Raw genomic sequence first — 19,635 nt, 5'->3', positions numbered from 1 at the left:
ATTTTACACTCCGCAGAGCGGTTTTCTCAAATTTCCCCCCGCGCGTGAGAAGCCCGCCGCCTTTGCGCCCGCTTTCGCTCCGCTCGCTATGCAGCGCGGGATTCCAACCCCTTCGTATGCCGCTCCCGCGAACGTTATCCGCCCCACTCTGTCCGCCGCGCTCATTATCCGGCTCACAAGATCGCGATGGCCGATGCGGTAAACGGGCATCTGTCCGCCGTATTTCCCCACGGCAACCGTTTGAGGCTCTCCGTGCGCGCCGAAAACCGTCTCCGCCGCTTTACGAGCCCGCGCCGTGATTGCTTCATCCGTAAGCGCGCAGGATTGCCCTCCTGAGATGAAAAATCTTAAAACACTAAAACCCTCAGGCGCTCTGTTCCGGAATTTCCGGCTCAAAAATGAGCACGCGAAAACCCCGTCCGCGCCTGCTTCGGGGAAAAGAACGCCAAAACCGTCCGGCGCGGCGGCAACGGCACTGTTTTCATACGCAAGATTCACAACCGCGCACGAAGAAAACGAAACCGAACGCAAAAGCCGCGCAAGTTCGGAATCGGTTTCCTCAAGCATTTCCGCCGCGCCGCCGCATGGAGTCGCCATAACAACCGCGTCCGCCAAAACCTTTTCACCCGAACTTGAAAAAATCTCCCATCCGCCCGGCGTTCGGACAATTTTTGACACTCTAAAACCCGCGCGGGCGCAACCGCCGGGGAGGAGCCGGAGCGCGGCGGCAACCATTTCAGACATTCCGCCTTCGGGTGCGACAAAGCCGCCGAACCTCGCTCCTCCGCCGCTTTTGTCTCCGCCGCCGCGCAGTAGAGCGCGAAGCACCCCGCCGTTTTCTCTCTCCATTTTGACAAATTCGGGCAAAACCGATTCCGCGCTCAGAGTTTCCGGATCCGCGCAGTAAATTCCGCCAATAAGGGGCGCGGCGGCTTTTTCATAAATCTCATCGCCAAACCGCCTGCGGATAAAATCCGCAACGCTCTCCTCTGTTTCACTCGCGGCGCGGGCGGGAATAAAAATTTCGGCGAGCGTTCTGATTTTGCACGGGAGGGAAAAAAACGGGCTCGTGAGAAACGGCGGAATTTTGCGCGGAGCCATCATAAAAAACCCGTCCGGCAGAGCAACGGCGCGTTCGCCGCGCATAACAAAAACCCTGCGCCCAAGCTCGGAAGTTCCGATAAGTTGCGGGGAAATTCCAATTTTTGAGCAGAACTCAAGCGCGGCTTCATCGGCAAAAAATGAATCAGGACCGCGCTCAAATATGAAACCGTCTTCGCGAACGGTTGAGATTGTTCCGCCGAAAGAGTCGGAAGATTCCAGAATTTCAACCGAGGGCGCCGTTCGCCGCCCGAAGTCCGAAATCTCAAGCGCGGCGCTCAGCCCCGCTATTCCGCCACCGATAACAACAATTTTTTTTGGACGGGTCACTTCTCAACAAACGCCAGAACCGCTTCGCCCATCGCGCGGGCAAACTTTGCGTCATCGTTCACGGTTTTTGCGGTGAGCATTTTTATTCCGGCTTTTCGCGCCGCCTGCATGGTTTCAACACCGATGTCGTAAAGAACCTCAACATGGTCGCACACAAACCCGATGGGCTGAATCACAATGTGGCTCACCTCTTTGCCAAGCCCCTCAATAACATCACAAATATCGGGCTCAAACCACTTTTGAGCGGAGCTGCCGCTTCTGCTCTGCCACGCGACCAGAAAATCGTCCGCACCGAGTTTGCGTGCGGTAAGTTCGCAGGTTTTGCGAAACTGCTTTTCGTAAGTGCCGGAGCCGGGCATTTCAAGCGGTATGCTGTGGGCGGTAAAAATCAGTTTCGCCGAATCCGACAAACGCCCTCCCGGAAGTTTTGCTATCTGCCCGGCAACCCTGTCCGCGCAGTTTTCTATAAAAAGCGGATTGTCAAAAAGCGGCGGGCAATAGACAAACTCAATATCCGCGTGCGCTTTCGCTTTCGCCTCCTCAACCTCGCGCTGATAGCGCTCCCAACTTGTGTCGCACTGGTGAAGAGCCATTATGAGCGCGACGCATTTTCTGTGCCCGCGCCGGGTCATTTCCGCGACCGTGTCATCGGTGAACGGATGCCAGTTTCTCATCGCCATATAGACCGGCAAATTCACTCCCTGTTTTTTGAGAAACTTCCCCATTGCCTCTCCCTGCCGCTGTGTGAGTTCTTTAAGCGGCGAGCCGCCGCCAACCTCTGCGTAATGGCTCTCAACCTCTTTTATTCGCGTTTCGGCAATGGCAACCCCCTTCGCGACTATCCGCAGAAATTCCGGCACATCTTCGGCCTTGTCCGGCGCACCGTAGCCAATAAGAACAATGGAATCAAAACCGTTCATCGCGCTGAAAACTCCCTGACTTTCTCAACAAGCGCGGCAACGTTATCGGGCGGAGTGGAGGGCAAAACGCCGTGCCCAAGATTGAAAATATGCCCGGGACGCCCGGCGGCTTTTTTCAGGATTGAAACCGCGCTGTCTTCCACTCTCCTGCGGTCGCAAAGCAGAACGGAGGGGTCAAGATTGCCCTGAATCGCGGTTTTGTATCCGATGGTTTTCCACGCCTCGGAGAGGTCAACCGTCCAGTCAATTCCAATTACGCAGCCGCCCGCTTTTTTCATGTCGGAAAGCAGTAAGCCCGCGCCGACTCCAAAATGGATTGCCGGAACCCGCCGCGGCAGAGCATCAAGAACGGCTTTTGTGTGCGGCATAACAAAACGGCGGTAATCATCGGGCGAGAGACAGCCCGCCCAACTGTCAAAAATCTGAACCGCATCCGCGCCGGCGTCTATCTGGGCGTTCAAGTATGAAGCGGTCGCCGTGGAAAGTCTTTCCATCAGCGCGTTCCACAGCCCCTCATCCGAGCGCATAAGAGTTTTTGTGTTTGAGTATGTTGAGGATGCGCCGCCTTCAATCAGGTACGAGGCGACCGTGAAAGGCGCTCCGGCAAATCCCAGAAGCGCGACTTCGGAATCAAGAGACCTCCTTGCCATCGCAACCGTATTGCTCACATAGTCCATTTTTTCGGGGTCAAACTCCCTCATCGCGTCAACCGAAGCTGCGGAGCGGACTGTGTTTTTAATTTTCGGACCGTCTCCCTTTGTGAATTCAATACCAATTCCCAACGGCTCCAGAATCAGCAGTATGTCGGCGAAAATTATCGCCGCGTCAAAGCCGAATTTTTCAATCGGCAGAAGCGTAACTTCAGCCGCGAGTTCGGGATTTTTGCAGAGTTCAAGAAACGGAACCTTCGCCCTGATTTGCCTGTATTCCTTCAGGTATCTGCCCGCCTGCCGCATAATCCAGATGGGTGTCCGCTCCGTTTGTTCAAGGCGGCAGGTTTTCATAAAAAGCGAATTTTGCGCGGAAGATTTCGGCATATAAGGGTTTATTATGAATTACAGAAAGCCGATTGTGAAGCAGTCCGCGGAAAAGTGCGGGGGTTTCCCCTTCGCTGTTCTTAATATAGAATACGGACTTCTCACACGCCGGGAAATCCCCATGAGCAAAGCCCCGATGAGCGAACCATTCCTGCCCACAACAAACACTTCATACCGCGACGGCGAATTGTTTTTTGAACAGACGCGCCTCACAGAAATCGCGGATGCGGTCGGCACGCCCTGCTACATCTACGGCGCGGGCGCTTTTGAGAGCGCATACCGCGCCTATGAAAATGCGTTTTCAAAGATTTCGCCGCTAATTTGCTATTCGGTCAAAGCGAATTCAAATCTGGCCGTTCTTTCACTTTTCGCGAAGCTCGGAGCCGGTTTTGACGTGGTTTCGGGCGGCGAACTCAAGCGGGTCGAAAAAGCGGGTGGGGACATGGGAAAAACCGTTTTTTCAGGAGTGGGAAAAAGCCCGGACGAAATAAAACTCGCGATTGAAAAAGGAATACTTTTTTTCAATGTTGAGTCTCCGCCGGAGCTTCGAGCCATTAACGAAATCGCAATGGGACTCGGCACAAAAGCGCCCGTTTCACTGCGCGTTAATCCCGATATAGACCCTAAAACACATCCTTATATCTCAACGGGTTTCAAAAAAAGCAAATTCGGAATGGATGCGGACGAGGCGGAAAAAACGTACGAGCGCGCGGCGTCAATGAAGGGAATTGAAATAAGGGGAATTGATGCTCACATAGGGTCTCAAATTTTTGAAATTTCCTCATTCACGGACTCTCTTGAAAAACTGCTCGCTCTGGTCGGCAAACTTGAGAAAAAGGGAATAAAAATCAGTCGGCTTGACATGGGCGGCGGGCTGGGAGTCCGCTACGGCGCGGGTGACTCTCCTCCCCCGCTTGAGGATTTCGCGGACGCGGTTGAAAAACTGATGGCGGGCTCAAAACTGGAACTCGTCATTGAGCCCGGAAGGTCGCTCGCGGCGAACGCGGGACTCCTTCTGACTCGCGCGATGTATGTGAAGCGCGGAAGCGAAAAAAAATTCATTGTGGTTGACGCGGCGATGAATGACCTTGTGCGCCCTGCGTTTTACGGCTCCCACCATGAGATTGTTCCCGTGAAAATGCCCACCGGAAAGAAAATGGAAAAAACAGACATCGTGGGTCCCGTGTGCGAATCGGGCGATTTCCTCGCCACCGACAGGGATTTTCCGCTTGTGGAAGCGGGCGAGTTGCTTGCGGTGATGAGCGCGGGCGCTTACTGTTTTACGATGTCATCAAATTACAACACACGCGCGCGCGCGGCGGAAATTCTTGTGAAAGGCGGCAAATTTCGCGTAATAAGAGAGAGGGAGAGTTTTGAAAATATGCTCAAAGGCGAAACTGTTGCCGATTTTGGCGCGGGCGGAAGAGGATAAAAATGGAAACAATTTTTGAAATAATGGGGAAAACGGGGTTTTTCTTCTATCCCATAGCGCTGTGCTCAATAGTTGGAACAACGCTTTTTATTGAAAAGTTTTATTTTTTGCGTGAATCAAAAGTGGTTCCGCCCGAAACGGGGCAATTCTTGAGCCTGCTTGAAAAGAAAGAATTCAACGGCGTGCGCGTGCTCTGCGAAGCGAACAACTCTCCCTCGGCGCGTGTAACACTGGTGGCGATTGAAGCGGCGGCGGAAAACAAAGACCCCGAAGAGTTCGCGAGGCGGTCTCTGGAAAACGAATCACTTGACCTCTATTCGCACATTGAGATGCTCGGAGCCATAAGCAGTGTCAGCACCCTGCTGGGTCTGCTTGGAACAATTTCGGGAATGATAAAAATATTCGGGGTTATTTCGCTCGACACGGACGTCAATCCCGCGGCGCTTGCGGGCGGTATATCCGAAGCGCTTTATACGACCGCGCTCGGGCTCTGCGTAGCGATACCGGTTTTCATTGCCCACAAATATTTGCTGGGTAAATACGAGTCGGTAATTCTTCATCTTGAACAGTCACTCAAAGATATAGTGACATCGCTTAAAAAATCGTCCGGAGACCTGAAACAGTGAAAAAAACCGGCGCGGTATTTTCGCGGAAAAGTCGTCTTGTGAGCGGCCTTGACCTCACGCCGGTTGTGGATGTGGTTTTCAATCTGCTTATATTTTTCGCGCTTTCCCTCAATTTCACACCTGCGGTCAAGGGAATAAAAATCAAGATTCCCGAAGTGGGCTCTCCGGTCGGGGAAATAAAAACGGAAAAAATTTCCGTCTCGGTTTACGCGGATGGAAGGATTTATCTGGACAACAAACAGGTTTCCCGTAAATCCTTGCGCGAGACCCTTGAAAAATCGTCCAACAAATCCGCCATCGCTGTCATCAAAGCCGAAGAAAATGTCGCTCACGGAACCATTGTTGACATAATGTCCATAATAAAGGCGTCCGGCTACACAAAACTCGCGCTCGCGGCGCGCAATCTCAAACCCTGAAAACTTGACAAACCAAACAAGAAGTCCGGCTGAATCCGAAAGCAAGTTTCCGCTCAAAGGATATTTGCTTATGATTGGCACGGCTTTCTTCACCGCGCTTTCATACGTGATAGGAAAATATCTGAACACGGGCGGGCTGAATCTTGACCCCGTATCAACAACTTTTTTCTGGTTTGCCGGAGCATTTGTAACGGCGTTTGTCGTGTCCGCGCTGATCCCATCGCAGAGAAATGAAATACGGAATTTCCGCAAATACGCGAAAATTCTGCTGTTGATTTCGGTTTTCACTTCAATCGGAGCCGTGCTCTGGGTCAAATCGCTTTGGATAATCGGCCCCGCGCTGACATCGTTCCTGATGAAATCTCAGACGCTTTTTTCTCTTATTCTGGGAATAATTTTTCTGCGCGAGAAAATAAACCGGGGGGAAGCCGCCGGAATGGCTCTCACAATAGTGGGCGGCGGCGTGGTCGCCTACCATGGCGACAGATACCTTCTGTTCGGAGTGGCGATTGTTCTGCTCGCGGCTTTGTGCTATTCAATGGTCACCTTCTGGGTCAGAAAATTCGCCGGCGGCACGCGCCTGAACATGTTCACCGTGGCAACGCTAAGAACCCTCGGCGTCTCGCTTATTCTGCTCACATATCTCATCGCGTCCGGAACAATCCAAATTCCCGGAACACGCGAGATTTTACTGATGGCGGCGGGCGGAACATTCGGCGCATACATCGCAAAGGGCTGTCAGTTTTACTCCCTCAAACTTCTCGACCTGTCGCGAAGTACGGCGATTATGCCTCTTGAATCTCTGTTCGTGGTGCTTTTGTCCTTTGTGTTTTTTGACAGCGTGCCGCCTACGATGAAACTGATTGGCGGAACCTGCATTCTCGCGGGCGTTGTTTTTCTTGTGATTTTCAGGGAGCAAAAAAGAGGGGCGGAAACTATTATGGGAAAATAGTTTTTACTTTTCCGAACAATCCATTTTGAGCGCTTTTTTACGCTCCGCCGACTCAAATGCCATATCTATCAGGCGGCTTATCAAATCGCGATAAGGAACTCCGCTCGCCTCCCACAGTTTCGGATACATGCTTATCTGCGTAAAGCCCGGAATGGCGTTTAATTCACTCACAAAAAACTCACCCGTTGCGGGGTTCAGAAGAAAATCAACCCTCGCCATCGCCGAGCAACGCAGAACGGAAAATGTTTCCAACGCGGCGGAACGGATCTCTTTTGCAAGCCGTGCGGGCAAAGGGGCGGGAATAATTAACTTGCTCCCCGCATCGCCGTATTTCGCCTTGTAATCGTAAAAATCCCCGGCGGGAACAACCTCCCCCGCAACGGACGCTTGCGGGCTGTCCGTCCCCATAACACTCACTTCAATTTCACGCGCGTCCTCAACCGCGCTTTCTAAAATAACCGTGTCGCAAAATTCAAAACTTCGCGCGACCGCGCGCGCCGCAACTTTCGGGCTGTCAATTTTCTCTATCCCTATGCTTGAACCGAGATTAACGGGTTTTACAAAACACGGAACCCCAACCTCGCGCAGAGCGGAAGAAACCGCGTTTTTGCGGTTTTTCTTCCAGTCCTTTTTACTAAGTCCGCAAAACCGGACAACCGGAAGTCCCGCGCCCCTCAAGAGCCGTTTCGCCGTGAGTTTGTCCGCCGAGAGCGCGGCGCCCAGAACCCGCGCGCCGACATACGGAACGCCCCAAATTTCAAAAAACCCCTGCGCCGCGCCATCCTCACCGTCTGTGCCATGAAGAACGGGAAAAGCCGCATCCACCTTGCGGCGGGCGGAAACCTTTCGGTTTTTTATCTCACAAAGCGCGCCGACCGGAGCGGGAATGAGAGAAACTCCTCCGCGCACTTGCGGATTTTCAGGGCTTGTTTTTCTCCACGCCCCTTTTCTGTCAATAAAAACCGGAACCGGCGAAAAGCGCGAACGGTCAATATTTTCCAGAACCGAGCGCGCGGAAATGATTGATATTTCATGCTCGGCGGAGCGACCGCCGAAAAAAACGGCGACCGTTTTGCGCGGCTTGCGCCCGGGATTTGATTTTTTCGTGTTTGAATCCATAACGGAAAATTCGTCCCTAAACTAACAGCAAACGCGCCTCTTTTTAATCGGGTTTTGCGTTATTTAATTAATTTATGTAAATTGGAAGTTACAATTTAAAAAATAAATTGTGCTTCACAGGAGGATTAGTCAATGGAAAAAGTTGTTATTTCAAACCCCGTCAGAACCGCTATCGGTGCCTTCGGGGGAACCTTAAAGGACGTCCCCGCCGTTGATCTCGGCGTCAGGGTTGTTAATGAAATTTTGAGCAGAACCGGAATTGACCCCAAAGAGGTTGACGACTGCATACTGGGAAACGTGCTCAGCGCGGGTCTCGGGCAGAACCCTTCAAGACAGGTTGCCGTCAAGTCGGGGCTCGGAACTGAAACGCCGGGCATAACGCTCAACAGAGTTTGCGGCTCAGGGCTTCAAAGCATCGCGTTCGCGGCTCAGGCGATTAAAGCGGGCGATTCAAGCGCCGTGGTCGCGGGCGGAATAGAAAATATGAGCCAAACGCCCTTCTATCTAACCAAAGCCAGATACGGATACAGAATGGCGATGCCCAAGGACGAGGTTGTGGACGGAATGGTCAACGACGGACTGTGGGACATTTTCAATGACTACCACATGGGGGTTACGGCGGAAAACCTCGCCGAAGCCTACAATCTGTCAAAAGAGGCGCAGGACGAATTCGCCTACAAAAGCCAGATGAAAACAAAAGCGGCACAGAAATCCGGAAAATTCAAAGACGAGATTGTTACGGTTTCGGTTCCACAGCGCAGGAAAGACCCTCTTGATTTCAACGTTGACGAGCATCCGCGTGGCGATGTTACCCCGCAGTCGCTCGCGGGAATGCGTCCCGTTTTCAAAATGGGCGGAACAGTTACCGCCGGCAACGCTTCGGGAATTAACGACGGCGCGGCGGCGGTGCTTGTTACTTCCGAAAGCAAAGCGAAACAGTTGGGATTGCAACCGTTTGCCTCAATTGTGTCATATGCGGTCGGAGCGGTTGACCCTGCAATAATGGGAATCGGTCCCGTGCCGGCAATCAACAAGGCGCTTCACAAAGCAAACCTGTCGCTCAGCGACATTGACCTTTTTGAATTAAACGAGGCATTTGCGGCTCAGTCGCTTGCGGTTTTAAGCGACCTGCCAATCCCTGAAGAGAAAATAAATGTAAACGGCGGCGCGATTGCGCTGGGACACCCCATTGGCGCATCGGGAACGGTTGTTCTCGTAAAACTTCTTCACGAAATGAAAAGAAGACCTTCCGTCAAGCGCGGGCTTGCGGCTCTGTGCATCGGGGGCGGAATGGGAATCGCGATGATTGTTGAGAAAATGGGCGGAACTTCCGCTACCGCCACGGCGGGAACCGTAAGACGCGGACGGCCCAAAGGCTCCGGCATGAAAGCCAAACCGGGACCCAAGCCGGGAGCGAAAAAACGCGGACGGCCCAAAGGTTCGGGTGTGAAAGCCAAACCGGGACCAAAACCCGCAGCAAAAAAACGCGGACGGCCCAAAGGTTCGGGCGTAAAAGCCAAACCGGGACCAAAACCCGCGGCAAAAAAACGCGGACGGCCCAAAGGTTCGGGCGTAAAACGCGGTCCCGGCAGACCCGCGAAAGCGGCAACAGCCAAACGCGGACCCGGAAGACCTCCCAAAGCGGCGGCAAAACGCGGAAGACCCGCAAAAGCGGCGACAACCGCAAAACGCGGGCCCGGCAGACCGAAAAAACGCGGACGCGGAAGACCCAAAAAGTCATAACGCTTTCAAGTTAAAAAACCGGCGGCTTTAATCGGCTGCCGGTTTTTTTATGCTCTCTTGCCGTAACAACAACCGCCATGCTGACAACAAACGCCTTAAAAAAATCGCTCCGTGAAAAACGGCGGGAAATTCGCGCGAAACTCGCGGAGTTTCAAAAAGTAATCAAGCGCGCCAACAACGCCGAACTGTTTGAGGAACTCGCGTTCTGCATATTCACCGCAGGGGCAAGCGCGAAGATGGGAATTAAATCCATAAACGCCGTCCGCCCCGTGCTTTTTTCCGCGAAAACCGAAAAACAGTTTTCAAAACTGCTCATAAAAAACGGAGCGCACAGATTTCCGAACGAACGGGCGCGCTATCTTCTGCACACGAGAAACTATCTCGCCGAAACTCACGGCTTAAAAATGAAACGGTTGCTTCTTTCGTTTTCAGACACGGACGAAAGACGCGATTTTTTCGCGACAAACAAGGACATAAAAGGCATCGGCTTCAAAGAAGCGAGCCATTTCCTGCGAAACATCGGCTTTTCCGGCTACGCCATTCTGGACAAGCACATAATGAACTGCCTGTTTGAATTAAAAGTGGTCAGCGACCCGAAACCGCCCGCCAACGGCAAACGCTATCTTGAAATTGAAAAGAAACTGCAACGCTACGCCAAACGCAACGGGTTTGATATTGATGAGATTGATCTGCTGTTGTGGAGTGAGAAAACGGGGGTGGTTTTGAAGTGAGGCTTAAGAATTGTAATCAATAATCTCATAAAGTGATTTTAGGCAACGCCGATTTCCATACTCGTTGTTAGAATCTCTTTGCTTGCGCAAGAAGACCTTTCTTCAGGGGATAGAGTCTCCAGATACAACTCTAGTGCCTCTTTGATGTTACTCAACACCTCTTCCAGAGAATCACCCTGTGAGTGGCAACCTTTGAGTGCAGGACAAAAAGCGTAATACCCGCGCTCATCTTTCTCAATAATTATGTTGAACTTCATTACACCCGAAATATATACAAATCCCTGATTTTTGTCATTAAAGACTTTGATATTGATGAGATTGATCTGCTGTTGTGGAGTGAGAAAACAGGGGTGGTTTTGAAGTGAGAATTCTTAACGATTAAAGTATGAATTATGACTGAATTCAACGAACAAAAATTTCCAGAAGAGTTCTTGACTCGTACATATAAGCTTTTAGAACAGTATTGCGAGTACGTCAAACCCAACGTAGGGAAAGAGGCATACGAAACTACTCTTTTGATAAATTGCCTTCTGGGTCTGCTTCTTCTACCAAAAGAAAAAGCAATGCTTGATTGCATTTCTTCTGAGACAAAAATTGAAAGAATGATTTCTCCAAAAGCTTGCTCATCTCTGGAATACAACAAGAAAAAAATCTGCCAGTATTGCTCTCAAAACCAGTTGGATGAAAGAGACATTTGTCCAAATAGTCTACGTGGGCTTGCTTGGAATCTAAGACACTCTGTTGCGCACTTTTGTATTAAACCAATGCAAGAATCAAAAGAAGTCAAAGGTTACAAATTCGAGAATGACAGAATGGGATTCAAAATCGAATTGGAAAATGATGACATTAGAAAGATTGTTTTGGAGGTTGCGGGAACATTGGCTTGTTCTCCCAAAGTCAAGTGAGAAAACGGGGGTTGTTTTGAAGTGAGGGGTTCTACTTATACACTTGGAAGATTATGGAATATGGCAAATTCCCCGAAGAGGAGTTCATAAGCAGAACTCTCGAAATCATTGATAAATATGGGAACCCTGAAAAAAATGAACATGAAGTAACTCTTAGTGTTCACTGCCTAATAGGCATGACAATTTTGTGCAAGGAAAACAGGACATTCTTTGAAAAAATGCCAACGGACTTTTTAGATGACTTTATTAGCACCGAAAAAATTTCTTTGGAAATCAGACAACTGAAAAAAGAAGACCCCTGTCCTTGTAGCCTACGTGGGCTTGTATTCCATCTCAGACACGCAGTTGCACATCTGCAGGGAGTCAAATCAAAAGAACAAGAAGGCAAGATAGAAGGAGTTGTTTTTTGCCATAAATATCCGAAAAACAATTCCCCTAAAAATGATTTGGATATCACCATTAAAGCCAACGAAATACCTGGACTTGTCACAGATATTGGAAAGTGTGCTCTTGGGCAAGACTGAACCATTTTTGATACAATAAACAACCTATGCCACCTCTAAGTTGGAATGAAATACGAAGTCGCGCCCTGGACTTCTCCGGGGAATGGGCGAGTGAATCCTCCGAGGACGCTGAATCAAAATCCTTCTGGGACGGGTTCTTTCACATCTTCGGCGTATCCCGCCACCGCATTGCATCCTTTGAACGCCGCGTAAAGAAAATCGACGGCAAGGATGGCTACATCGATTTGTTATGGAAAGGCGTCATGCTCGTTGAACACAAATCACGCGGCAAAAACCTCGACCGCGCCTACGAGCAAGCATTGGATTATTTTCCCGGATTGAAAGACGCGGAGTTGCCGCGCTATCTGCTGGTTTCCGACTTTGCGCAATTTCGACTGTACGATCTAGACGAAAACACACAACACGAATTCAAACTTAAAGACCTTCACAAAAACATAAATCTGTTTGGTTTTATCGCGGGCTATAAAACTCACGCATTTGAAGAACAAGACCCCGTCAATATAAAAGCCGCTGAAAAAATGGGGAAACTGCACGACCAAATGAAAGAAGTCGGTTACAAAGGGCATCCGCTTGAAGTGTATTTGGTGCGTTTGCTGTTCTGTATGTTCGCGGAAGACACGGGGATTTTTGATAACCTCCGGCAGTTTCAGGATTACATAGAAAACAAAACGGGAGAGGACGGCTCGGATTTGGGAAACTGCCTTGAAGGGCTTTTTCAGACTCTAAACACACCCGCAAAAAACCGCCTTGAAAACCTTGATGAAGATTTGGCGGCATTTCCTTATGTAAATGGCGAGTTGTTTGAAGAAATATTGCCACACGCCGCATTTGACAGCAAAATGCGACAAGCCCTGTTGGATTGCTGTTCGCTTGATTGGAGCAAAATATCTCCCGCCATTTTCGGCTCGCTGTTTCAGTCCATTATGGACGAGGAAGCCCGCCGAAATCTCGGCGCTCACTACACAAGCGAGCAGAACATACTGAAACTGATAAACCCTCTGTTTATGGACGACCTTCGGGCGGAATTTCAGAAAGTTAAAAACAACAAAAACAAGTTGTTTGAATTTCACAAAAAACTCCGAACCTTGAAATTTCTTGATCCCGCTTGCGGTTGCGGAAACTTCCTTGTTATCGCCTATCGGGAATTGCGCTTGCTGGAAATGGAAGTATTGAAAATTGCCAGAAAAAACAATCAATTAAGTATTTATGAATTCATTTCTTTGGATGTTGATCAATTTTACGGCATAGAGTTAGAGGAATTCCCCGCGCAAATCGCACAAGTTGCCCTGTGGCTTATGGACCACCAAATGAACCAAAAAGTTTCCGAAAACTTTGGAAAATGGTTTTCGCGTATCCCCTTAAAAACAAGCGCAAAAATTGTGAACGGCAACGCGCTACAAATGGATTGGAATGATGTCGTTCCTGCGGAGAGATTAAGTTTTATTATGGGGAATCCGCCGTTTGTCGGCAAAAATTTCCAAAACGCCGAGCAAAAGCAAGAGATGAAAACCATTTACGGCGAGACAAAATACGGCGCAAGTTTGGATTATGTAACCGCGTGGTATAAAAAATCCTTGCAATACATAACGAACAAAACAGATATTAAATGCGCTTTTGTGTCCACCAATTCAATTACCGTGGGCGAACAAGTTTATATGCTTTGGCCCGGCTTACTTGAAGACGGTATTTGCATTCATTTTGCCCACCGCACTTTTGCGTGGAGCAATGAAGCCACAGGAAAAGCCGCGGTGCATTGTGTGATTATCGGTTTTGGCCTCAACGAGACCGCAAAAAAACGACTGTTTGATTACGAAGATATTCAAGGCGAACCCCATGAAATCAGTGCCGCCAATATCAATCCGTATCTTGTGGACGCAGACAATGCCATTATTCCGGCGAGAACAAGTGCGTTGTGCGATTGCCCGAAAATGGTCAATGGCAGCAAGCCTGCCGATGGCGGCAATCTGTCGCTAACCGAAAGTGAGAAAAATGAACTCCTGAAACTGGAGCCAAATGCCGCCGAATGGATTAAACCCTATTCAATGGGCGAGGAATTTATCAACGGCATCCCTCGCTTTTGTTTGTGGCTGAAACATTGCCCGCCGGAAAAATTGCGAAAAATGCCGTATGTATTAAAACGTGTGGAAGCAGTAAGGAAAATGCGTAGTAAAAGCGCGAAAAAAAACACGCGAGAGTTCGCTGAACAACCGACAATATTTACGGAAGATAGACAAGGCGAAGGCGCATATCTGGCAATACCTCAAGTTTCTTCCGAAAGGAGAGTTTATATTCCGGTTGGTTACCTGCCGCCCGACCATATCGCTGGCAATATGCTATACGCCGTACAAAGCGAAAGCCTGTACGATTTTGGCATTATCACATCGCTCATGCATAATGCGTGGATGCGAACCGTGTGTGGCAGACTGGAAAGTCGTTATCGTTATTCAGCAAGGACGGTTTACAACAATTTCATTTGGCCCTTAAAACCAACGGCAAAACAGAAACAAACAATAGAACAAAAAGCGCAAACGGTTTTGGACGCGCGCGCGAAGTTTCCGGATTCCACTCTTGCGGATTTATACGACCCTCTGACAATGCCGCCCGAACTTGTCAAAGCACATCAGACATTGGACAAAGCCGTGGATTCAGCATACGGCAGGAAAAAGTTCAAAACAGAAGCCGAACGGGTCGCGTTTTTGTTTGACTTGTATCAGCAATACACCGACTTGTTCAAAGAGCCGAAGAAAAGCAAGAAAAAAAGCAAATAGTGTTATTTCGCTACCCAAAATCATTAGAGACCCCACACATAAATCGCCCCAAGTATTTTAAGCAAAATGTTAACAACCTTCTCACGTTTGGTAGAACAATTCACCTGCAGGTTAATTGTTATGTTGTTAGTGTTGTTAATAGTAACTTTCGGTCTTTCTGGGGACATCGTTCCTTCTCTATCTGTAAAATAGTACAAGTGCCCCTCAAATCTCAACTCTAAAAATCCCTCCCACTTGACAATCCCGCCCTATCCTTCGTCTTTACCGCAAATTAGAAACCGTTATAATAAAACAAGAGGCAACGAACAATGTCTGAATATCAAAACTTTCCTTTGGACTTCACAAAGAGAACTCTTGAACTCGTCAAGGAATATGAAGGCGACTACGAAGCAACGCTTTTGATTAACTGCTTGTTAGGACTTCTGGTTGCGCCGCATGAATTTGACGAAATCATGTATCTGCTACGCAGAGAGGAAGAGCGTACCAAATGGAGGAAGTTGTTTCTTGACCGTGTGGAAGACTGGGGAACCTACAAGGCGAAAGACAACAAAGAAAAACCGCGAGGGCAAACATTGATAAATTTCATAAGAAGCATTAGAAACTCCCTTGCGCATTTCCACTTTGAACCAATGCACAAGAACAAAAAAGTCAAAGGATTCTGTTTCAGAGACAAAAACGGGTTCAAAGCCAATTTAACCAATGAGGAGATTGAAAAACTTGCCAAAACTCTTTTGCCTATTGTAGAAAAAGCGTTTGAAAACAACATCGCAACAGATAGGTTTGCTTATGAAACACACAAAGAAAGACAGAATGAAACACCTGTTGCTCTTAGCGAATCCGTTAAAAACCTCTCATAACAGTGCCTAGATACACAGTTAAGCCACTCCCTAGTGCAGAGGATGACATACGCTCTCTACCAACAAAAAGGGATCAGAGATTAGTTATAGGAAGGATTGGAAGGCTCGCATCCGACCCTTTCCCGATGGGAAAACACCGAAAAGTGCTAGGAGAAGAAGATTTATACAGGGTAAGGCAAGGAGACTACCGGATTTTCTACGCGGTTGATGAGACAAATAAGAAGGTGACAATCTCAGCAGTAAAACACCGCAAGGAAGCATACCGCTAAACTTGACAATCCCGCCCTATCCTTCACCATTTACCGAGCCTTTATTTATTTGGAGAATTGCCTTATGGCTGATTACGAAACCGTAATCGGACTTGAAGTTCACGCTCAACTTCTTACAAAATCAAAAATCTTTTCTGACGCTCCCGTTGGTTCGGACGCGGAGCCGAACACCAATGTTTCCCCCGTTTGCCTTGGAATGCCGGGCGTTCTGCCGGTTTTGAACAAAAAAGCCGTTGAACTCGCCGTGAAAGCGGCGGCGGCAACAAACTGCGAAATCGCACGCGTCTCACGCTTTGAGCGCAAAAACTACTTCTACCCCGATTTGCCGAAAGGTTATCAAATCTCGCAGTATGAAGAACCGCTCGCCACGGGCGGCTGGATTGAAATTGAATCGGGCGGCGAAGCGAAAAAAATCCACATAACCCGCATACACATGGAGGAGGATGCCGGAAAACTCATACATTCGGATTCGGTGAGTCTGGTGGATTTGAACCGCGCGGGAGTCGCGCTGATTGAGATTGTGAGCGAGCCCGATATGCGTGAGCCGGACGAAGCGGCGGAATATGTGCGGACACTGCGGCAAATTCTGCGCTACATCGGCGCGTGCGATGGCAATATGGAAAAGGGGAATTTGAGGTGCGACGCCAACGTTTCCGTGCGCCCGGCCGGATGCGGAAAACTCGGCACAAAAATAGAGATTAAAAATCTCAACTCGTTCAAATTCATCAAAAAAGCGCTTGAATACGAAACCAAACGGCAAATCGCGGCTTTGCGGAACGGCGAAAAACTCATTCAGGAAACACGCCTTTTTGATGACGCAAGCGGAAAAACCTTTCCGATGCGCTCAAAAGAGGAAGCCGATGACTACCGCTATTTCCCCGACCCCGACCTGCCCCCGGTTGTTGTTGAGCAGGAATGGGCGGACGATTTAAAAAAATCAATTCCCGAACTGCCCGGCGAAAAAATACGCAGGTTTGAAAATGATTACGGAATAAAAACCGCCGATGCACAACGGCTTACGGCGGAACGCAGCCTCGCGGACTATTTTGAGAGCGCGGCGAAGAGCAGCGGCGCGGCGAAAGAAACGGCAAACTGGATTCTCACCAACGTTGTCGGGCGCGCCGAAGGCGGAGAAGAAAGTGATTTCGCGGTGAGCGCGGAAAACCTTGGCGAGATGATAGAGATGATAAAAAGCGGTAAAATCAGCGGCAAAATCGCGAAGGAAACGGTTTTTCCTCAAATGGCGGAAACCGGAAAAACCGCCCCCGTAATTGTTGAGGCGGCGGGAGTTTCGCAGTTGTCCGACAGCGGGGAGATAGAAAAAATTGTGCGTGAATTCGTGGAGGCGCACCCGTCTGAAACCGGGCGACTGCGCGCGGGGGATGAAAAACTGACGGGCTTTTTTGTGGGCGGAGTGATGAAAATTACAAAAGGAAAGGCAAACCCTCAAATGGTAAACGAAATCCTGAAAAAAATCCTTGAAGAAGGCGGCGCGCAATGAGCGGAAAATGCTTCCTCGTGTTTGAAGACGGAACCGTTTTTGAAGGCGGGCATTTCGGCGCGCACGGGATGAGTTTCGGCGAAGCGGTTTTCAATACCTCAATGACGGGCTATCAGGAAATCCTGACCGACCCGTCATACAACGGGCAGATAATCACAATGACCTACCCCGAAATTGGCAACTATGGCGTGAACACCGAAGACAGCGAATCGGAAAAACCGTTCGCCAAAGGGCTCGCCGTGAGGGAATACTGGGAAAACCCAAGTAACTGGCGTTCGGCGATGCCGCTTGGCGAATACATGGAAAAACACGGCATAGTCGGCATACAGGGCGTGGACACGAGGGAGATAACGATAAAAATCAGAACGGGCGGCGCGCAGAAATGCGTAATTTCAAGCAACGGCGGCAATCCTGAAACTCTGGTGGAAAAAGTCAAAAAATCACCCGGAATTGTCGGGCGCGATCTTGTAACGGAAGTCAGTTGCGAAAAGCCGTATGAATGGACCGAAGGAAACGGCGGATGGAGAATTTCCGCCGCCGGAAAACCCCCGGTCGCGGACTGGAAACCCGGAGTTGTAGCTTATGATTTCGGAATAAAAAGCGCGATTTTGCGCAATCTGACCGATATGGGCTGCCGGGTAACAGTTGTTCCGGCGCAAACGTCTCCCGCGGACGTTCTGGCTTTTGAACCGGACGGGGTTTTTCTCTCAAATGGCCCCGGCGACCCCGAAGCGGTTGAGTATGCGGCGGAAAACATAAACGGGCTGCTCGGAAAAGTTCCGGTTTTCGGAATCTGTCTGGGACACCAGATTATCAGCCTCGCGCTTGGTGGAAAAACCTTCAAAATGAAGTTCGGACACCGTGGCGGAAATCAGCCCGTCAAGGAATTAAGCGGCGGCAAAGTGGAAATCACTTCGCAAAATCACGGCTTCGCCGTTGACCCCGACTCACTCGGCAAAGGAACGGAAATAACCCACATCAATCTGAATGACGGCACGGTTGAGGGGCTCGAAAACCGCAAACAATCGGTCTTCGCCGTCCAGTATCACCCCGAATCCTCTCCGGGTCCGCACGACTCGTCCTATTTGTTTGAAAAATTCATCTCCTCAATGAAATCCGGTAAAAAATAATGGCGATGCGAATGGCTTTCATAATGGACCCGATTGAGTCATTAAATCCCGCGCGCGACACAACGCTTGTCCTGATGCTTGAAGCTCAGGCACGCGGACATGAGGTTTTTTATGTGAAGCCCGAAACCCTTTCCGCGCGCGGCGGCGAGGCGATGTGCAAAATGGCGGAGATACGGCTCACCGAACCCCGTGAAAACGCGCGCGATATGGAGGGGATTTATGAAACCGGCAAAACAAAAACCGCCCCGCTTGCCGGCATGGATGTTGTGTGGATGCGTAAAGACCCGCCGTTCAATATGGACTACATATATTTGACGCACATTTTGAGCCTCGCCGAAAGCGCGGGCACGACTGTAATCAACCGCCCCGAAGCGATAAGAAAATCAAATGAAAAATTGAGCGCGCTCGGATTTTCAAAGTTTATGGCTGACACACTTGTGTCAAAAAACGCGGAGGAAATCACTGATTTTCTTTCAAAAAAAACAAAAATCGTGGTCAAACCCCTTGATGGATTCGGCGGAGAGGGAATCGTTATGCTGGAAAAGGGAAGCGAAAATGTGGCGCGTGAAATTGACCGCCTGACTTCGGGCGAACAGGTTTTTGTTATGGCTCAGGAGTTCATAAGCGGTGTTCTGAACGGAGACAAAAGAATTATTATGCTCGGCGGCGAGCCCGTTGGAGCGGTCTTGAGAATGCCGCCCGAAGGCGGGTTTATTTGCAATTTTCATTCCGGCGGAACCCCTGAAAAAACCGAACTGAACGACAGAGACCGCGAAATCTGCAGTGCGCTGAAAAACTATCTGATAGAAACGGGCATCTATTTCGCGGGAATAGACATCGTGGGCGGAATGCTGACTGAAATAAACTGCACCAGCCCGACATGCGTGCGCGAAATCAACCGCTTTGAAGGGGTCAAGTTAGAGCGCAAAATAGTTGATTTTGCCGAAGCGCTCGCGGAAAAAACCGGGAACGGGAAATGACGGAAAAAATCTCAAAAGAACAGGTAAAAAACGCGGCGAAACTCGCCGGTCTGGAGTTTAACGACAAAGAGATTGAGCAGTTCGGCGCATATCTCGCGAAAATTCTCGTTTATATGGAAAACCTGAATGAACTTGACACTGAAAGCGTTGTGCCGACATTTCACGCGCTTAATATAAATGCCCGAATGAGAGAAGACATCGCGCACGCGGGAGATGCGGGCGAAAAAGCGCTTGAAGGCGCGCCCGAATCGGCGGACGGATTTTTCTCCGTTCCAAAGGTGATAGAGGACTGAA

Annotated in this window: 19 protein-coding genes and 1 pseudogene; 15 read left to right on the top strand and 5 right to left on the bottom strand. The window is 49.6% G+C overall.

Annotated elements, in window-relative coordinates; translation table 11 throughout:
* Nucleotides 1-3: 3 nt before the first annotated feature.
* The 3 genes from hemG to hemE are packed head-to-tail and all read right to left on the bottom strand — an operon-like array spanning nt 4 to nt 3,388.
* Nucleotides 4-1,431 (bottom strand): protoporphyrinogen oxidase, encoded by a 1,428-nt coding sequence (hemG, locus tag ACY430_RS04665; protein WP_462137724.1) that lies wholly within the window; start codon nt 1,429-1,431, stop codon nt 4-6.
* Nucleotides 1,428-2,351, bottom strand: coding sequence for a ferrochelatase (gene hemH, locus ACY430_RS04660; RefSeq protein ID WP_462137723.1), 924 nt, complete (start codon nt 2,349-2,351; stop codon nt 1,428-1,430). Before hemH ends, hemG begins: the two co-directional genes overlap by 4 nt.
* Nucleotides 2,348-3,388 (bottom strand): uroporphyrinogen decarboxylase, encoded by a 1,041-nt coding sequence (gene hemE / locus ACY430_RS04655; protein ID WP_462137722.1) that lies wholly within the window; start codon nt 3,386-3,388, stop codon nt 2,348-2,350. The genes hemH and hemE overlap by 4 nt, the downstream gene beginning before the upstream one ends.
* Before the next feature lie 136 nt (nt 3,389-3,524).
* On the opposite strand from hemE, the gene lysA reads away from it, so the two are divergent.
* The 4 genes from lysA to ACY430_RS04635 are packed head-to-tail and all read left to right on the top strand — an operon-like array spanning nt 3,525 to nt 6,814.
* Complete coding sequence (gene lysA, locus ACY430_RS04650) at nt 3,525-4,820, top strand: diaminopimelate decarboxylase (protein WP_462137801.1); 1,296 nt, start codon at nt 3,525-3,527, stop codon at nt 4,818-4,820.
* Between the two features lie 2 nt (nt 4,821-4,822).
* Nucleotides 4,823-5,446, top strand: a complete 624-nt coding sequence (locus ACY430_RS04645; protein WP_462137721.1) for a MotA/TolQ/ExbB proton channel family protein — start codon at nt 4,823-4,825, stop codon at nt 5,444-5,446.
* 38 nt (nt 5,447-5,484) lie between these two features.
* On the top strand, nt 5,485-5,862 hold the full coding sequence (locus ACY430_RS04640) for an ExbD/TolR family protein (protein WP_462137720.1): 378 nt from the start codon (nt 5,485-5,487) through the stop codon (nt 5,860-5,862).
* Nucleotides 5,863-5,866: 4 nt separating this feature from the next.
* Nucleotides 5,867-6,814, top strand: a complete 948-nt coding sequence (locus ACY430_RS04635; RefSeq protein ID WP_462137719.1) for a DMT family transporter — start codon at nt 5,867-5,869, stop codon at nt 6,812-6,814.
* Nucleotides 6,815-6,817: 3 nt separating this feature from the next.
* Here the strand turns inward: ACY430_RS04635 and ACY430_RS04630 are convergent, their stop codons facing one another.
* Nucleotides 6,818-7,933, bottom strand: a complete 1,116-nt coding sequence (locus ACY430_RS04630; protein WP_462137718.1) for a D-alanine--D-alanine ligase family protein — start codon at nt 7,931-7,933, stop codon at nt 6,818-6,820.
* A 132-nt stretch (nt 7,934-8,065) separates the two neighbouring features.
* Here ACY430_RS04630 and ACY430_RS04625 point away from each other — a divergent pair.
* Nucleotides 8,066-9,250, top strand: a pseudogene (locus ACY430_RS04625) (acetyl-CoA C-acetyltransferase); the annotation flags it as partial.
* A 503-nt stretch (nt 9,251-9,753) separates the two neighbouring features.
* On the top strand, nt 9,754-10,407 hold the full coding sequence (locus ACY430_RS04620) for an N-glycosylase/DNA lyase (RefSeq protein WP_462137717.1): 654 nt from the start codon (nt 9,754-9,756) through the stop codon (nt 10,405-10,407).
* A 38-nt stretch (nt 10,408-10,445) separates the two neighbouring features.
* Here the strand turns inward: ACY430_RS04620 and ACY430_RS04615 are convergent, their stop codons facing one another.
* On the bottom strand, nt 10,446-10,664 hold the full coding sequence (locus ACY430_RS04615) for a type II toxin-antitoxin system HicB family antitoxin (protein ID WP_462137716.1): 219 nt from the start codon (nt 10,662-10,664) through the stop codon (nt 10,446-10,448).
* 135 nt (nt 10,665-10,799) lie between these two features.
* On the opposite strand from ACY430_RS04615, the gene ACY430_RS04610 reads away from it, so the two are divergent.
* The 9 genes from ACY430_RS04610 to gatC all read left to right on the top strand — a co-directional run bounded on the left by ACY430_RS04610 (nt 10,800) and on the right by gatC (nt 19,634).
* Nucleotides 10,800-11,312: a HEPN family nuclease gene (locus ACY430_RS04610; RefSeq protein WP_462137715.1), complete on the top strand. Its 513-nt coding sequence runs from the start codon at nt 10,800-10,802 to the stop codon at nt 11,310-11,312.
* Between the two features lie 53 nt (nt 11,313-11,365).
* Entirely contained in the window at nt 11,366-11,836 is a 471-nt protein-coding gene (locus ACY430_RS04605; RefSeq protein WP_462137714.1) for a HEPN family nuclease, read from the top strand.
* Nucleotides 11,837-11,862: 26 nt separating this feature from the next.
* Nucleotides 11,863-14,604 (top strand): DNA methyltransferase, encoded by a 2,742-nt coding sequence (locus tag ACY430_RS04600; protein ID WP_462137713.1) that lies wholly within the window; start codon nt 11,863-11,865, stop codon nt 14,602-14,604.
* 308 nt (nt 14,605-14,912) lie between these two features.
* Nucleotides 14,913-15,461: a HEPN family nuclease gene (locus ACY430_RS04595; RefSeq protein WP_462137712.1), complete on the top strand. Its 549-nt coding sequence runs from the start codon at nt 14,913-14,915 to the stop codon at nt 15,459-15,461.
* 2 nt (nt 15,462-15,463) lie between these two features.
* The gene (locus tag ACY430_RS04590; protein WP_462137711.1) at nt 15,464-15,730 is read left to right on the top strand and encodes a type II toxin-antitoxin system RelE family toxin; all 267 of its coding nucleotides are present in this window, start codon (nt 15,464-15,466) and stop codon (nt 15,728-15,730) included.
* A 64-nt stretch (nt 15,731-15,794) separates the two neighbouring features.
* Entirely contained in the window at nt 15,795-17,231 is a 1,437-nt protein-coding gene (gatB, locus tag ACY430_RS04585) for an Asp-tRNA(Asn)/Glu-tRNA(Gln) amidotransferase subunit GatB (protein ID WP_462137710.1), read from the top strand.
* Entirely contained in the window at nt 17,228-18,361 is a 1,134-nt protein-coding gene (gene carA / locus ACY430_RS04580; RefSeq protein WP_462137709.1) for a glutamine-hydrolyzing carbamoyl-phosphate synthase small subunit, read from the top strand. Before gatB ends, carA begins: the two co-directional genes overlap by 4 nt.
* Before the next feature lie 11 nt (nt 18,362-18,372).
* Nucleotides 18,373-19,341: a glutathione synthase gene (gshB, locus tag ACY430_RS04575; RefSeq protein ID WP_462137708.1), complete on the top strand. Its 969-nt coding sequence runs from the start codon at nt 18,373-18,375 to the stop codon at nt 19,339-19,341.
* Nucleotides 19,338-19,634, top strand: a complete 297-nt coding sequence (gene gatC / locus ACY430_RS04570; RefSeq protein ID WP_462137707.1) for an Asp-tRNA(Asn)/Glu-tRNA(Gln) amidotransferase subunit GatC — start codon at nt 19,338-19,340, stop codon at nt 19,632-19,634. Before gshB ends, gatC begins: the two co-directional genes overlap by 4 nt.
* The last annotated feature ends 1 nt before the right edge of the window (nt 19,635 follow it).

It is taken from the genome of Candidatus Mycalebacterium sp. (genome assembly GCF_977828045.1).
This window is presented reverse-complemented; position numbering and strand designations above follow the sequence as displayed.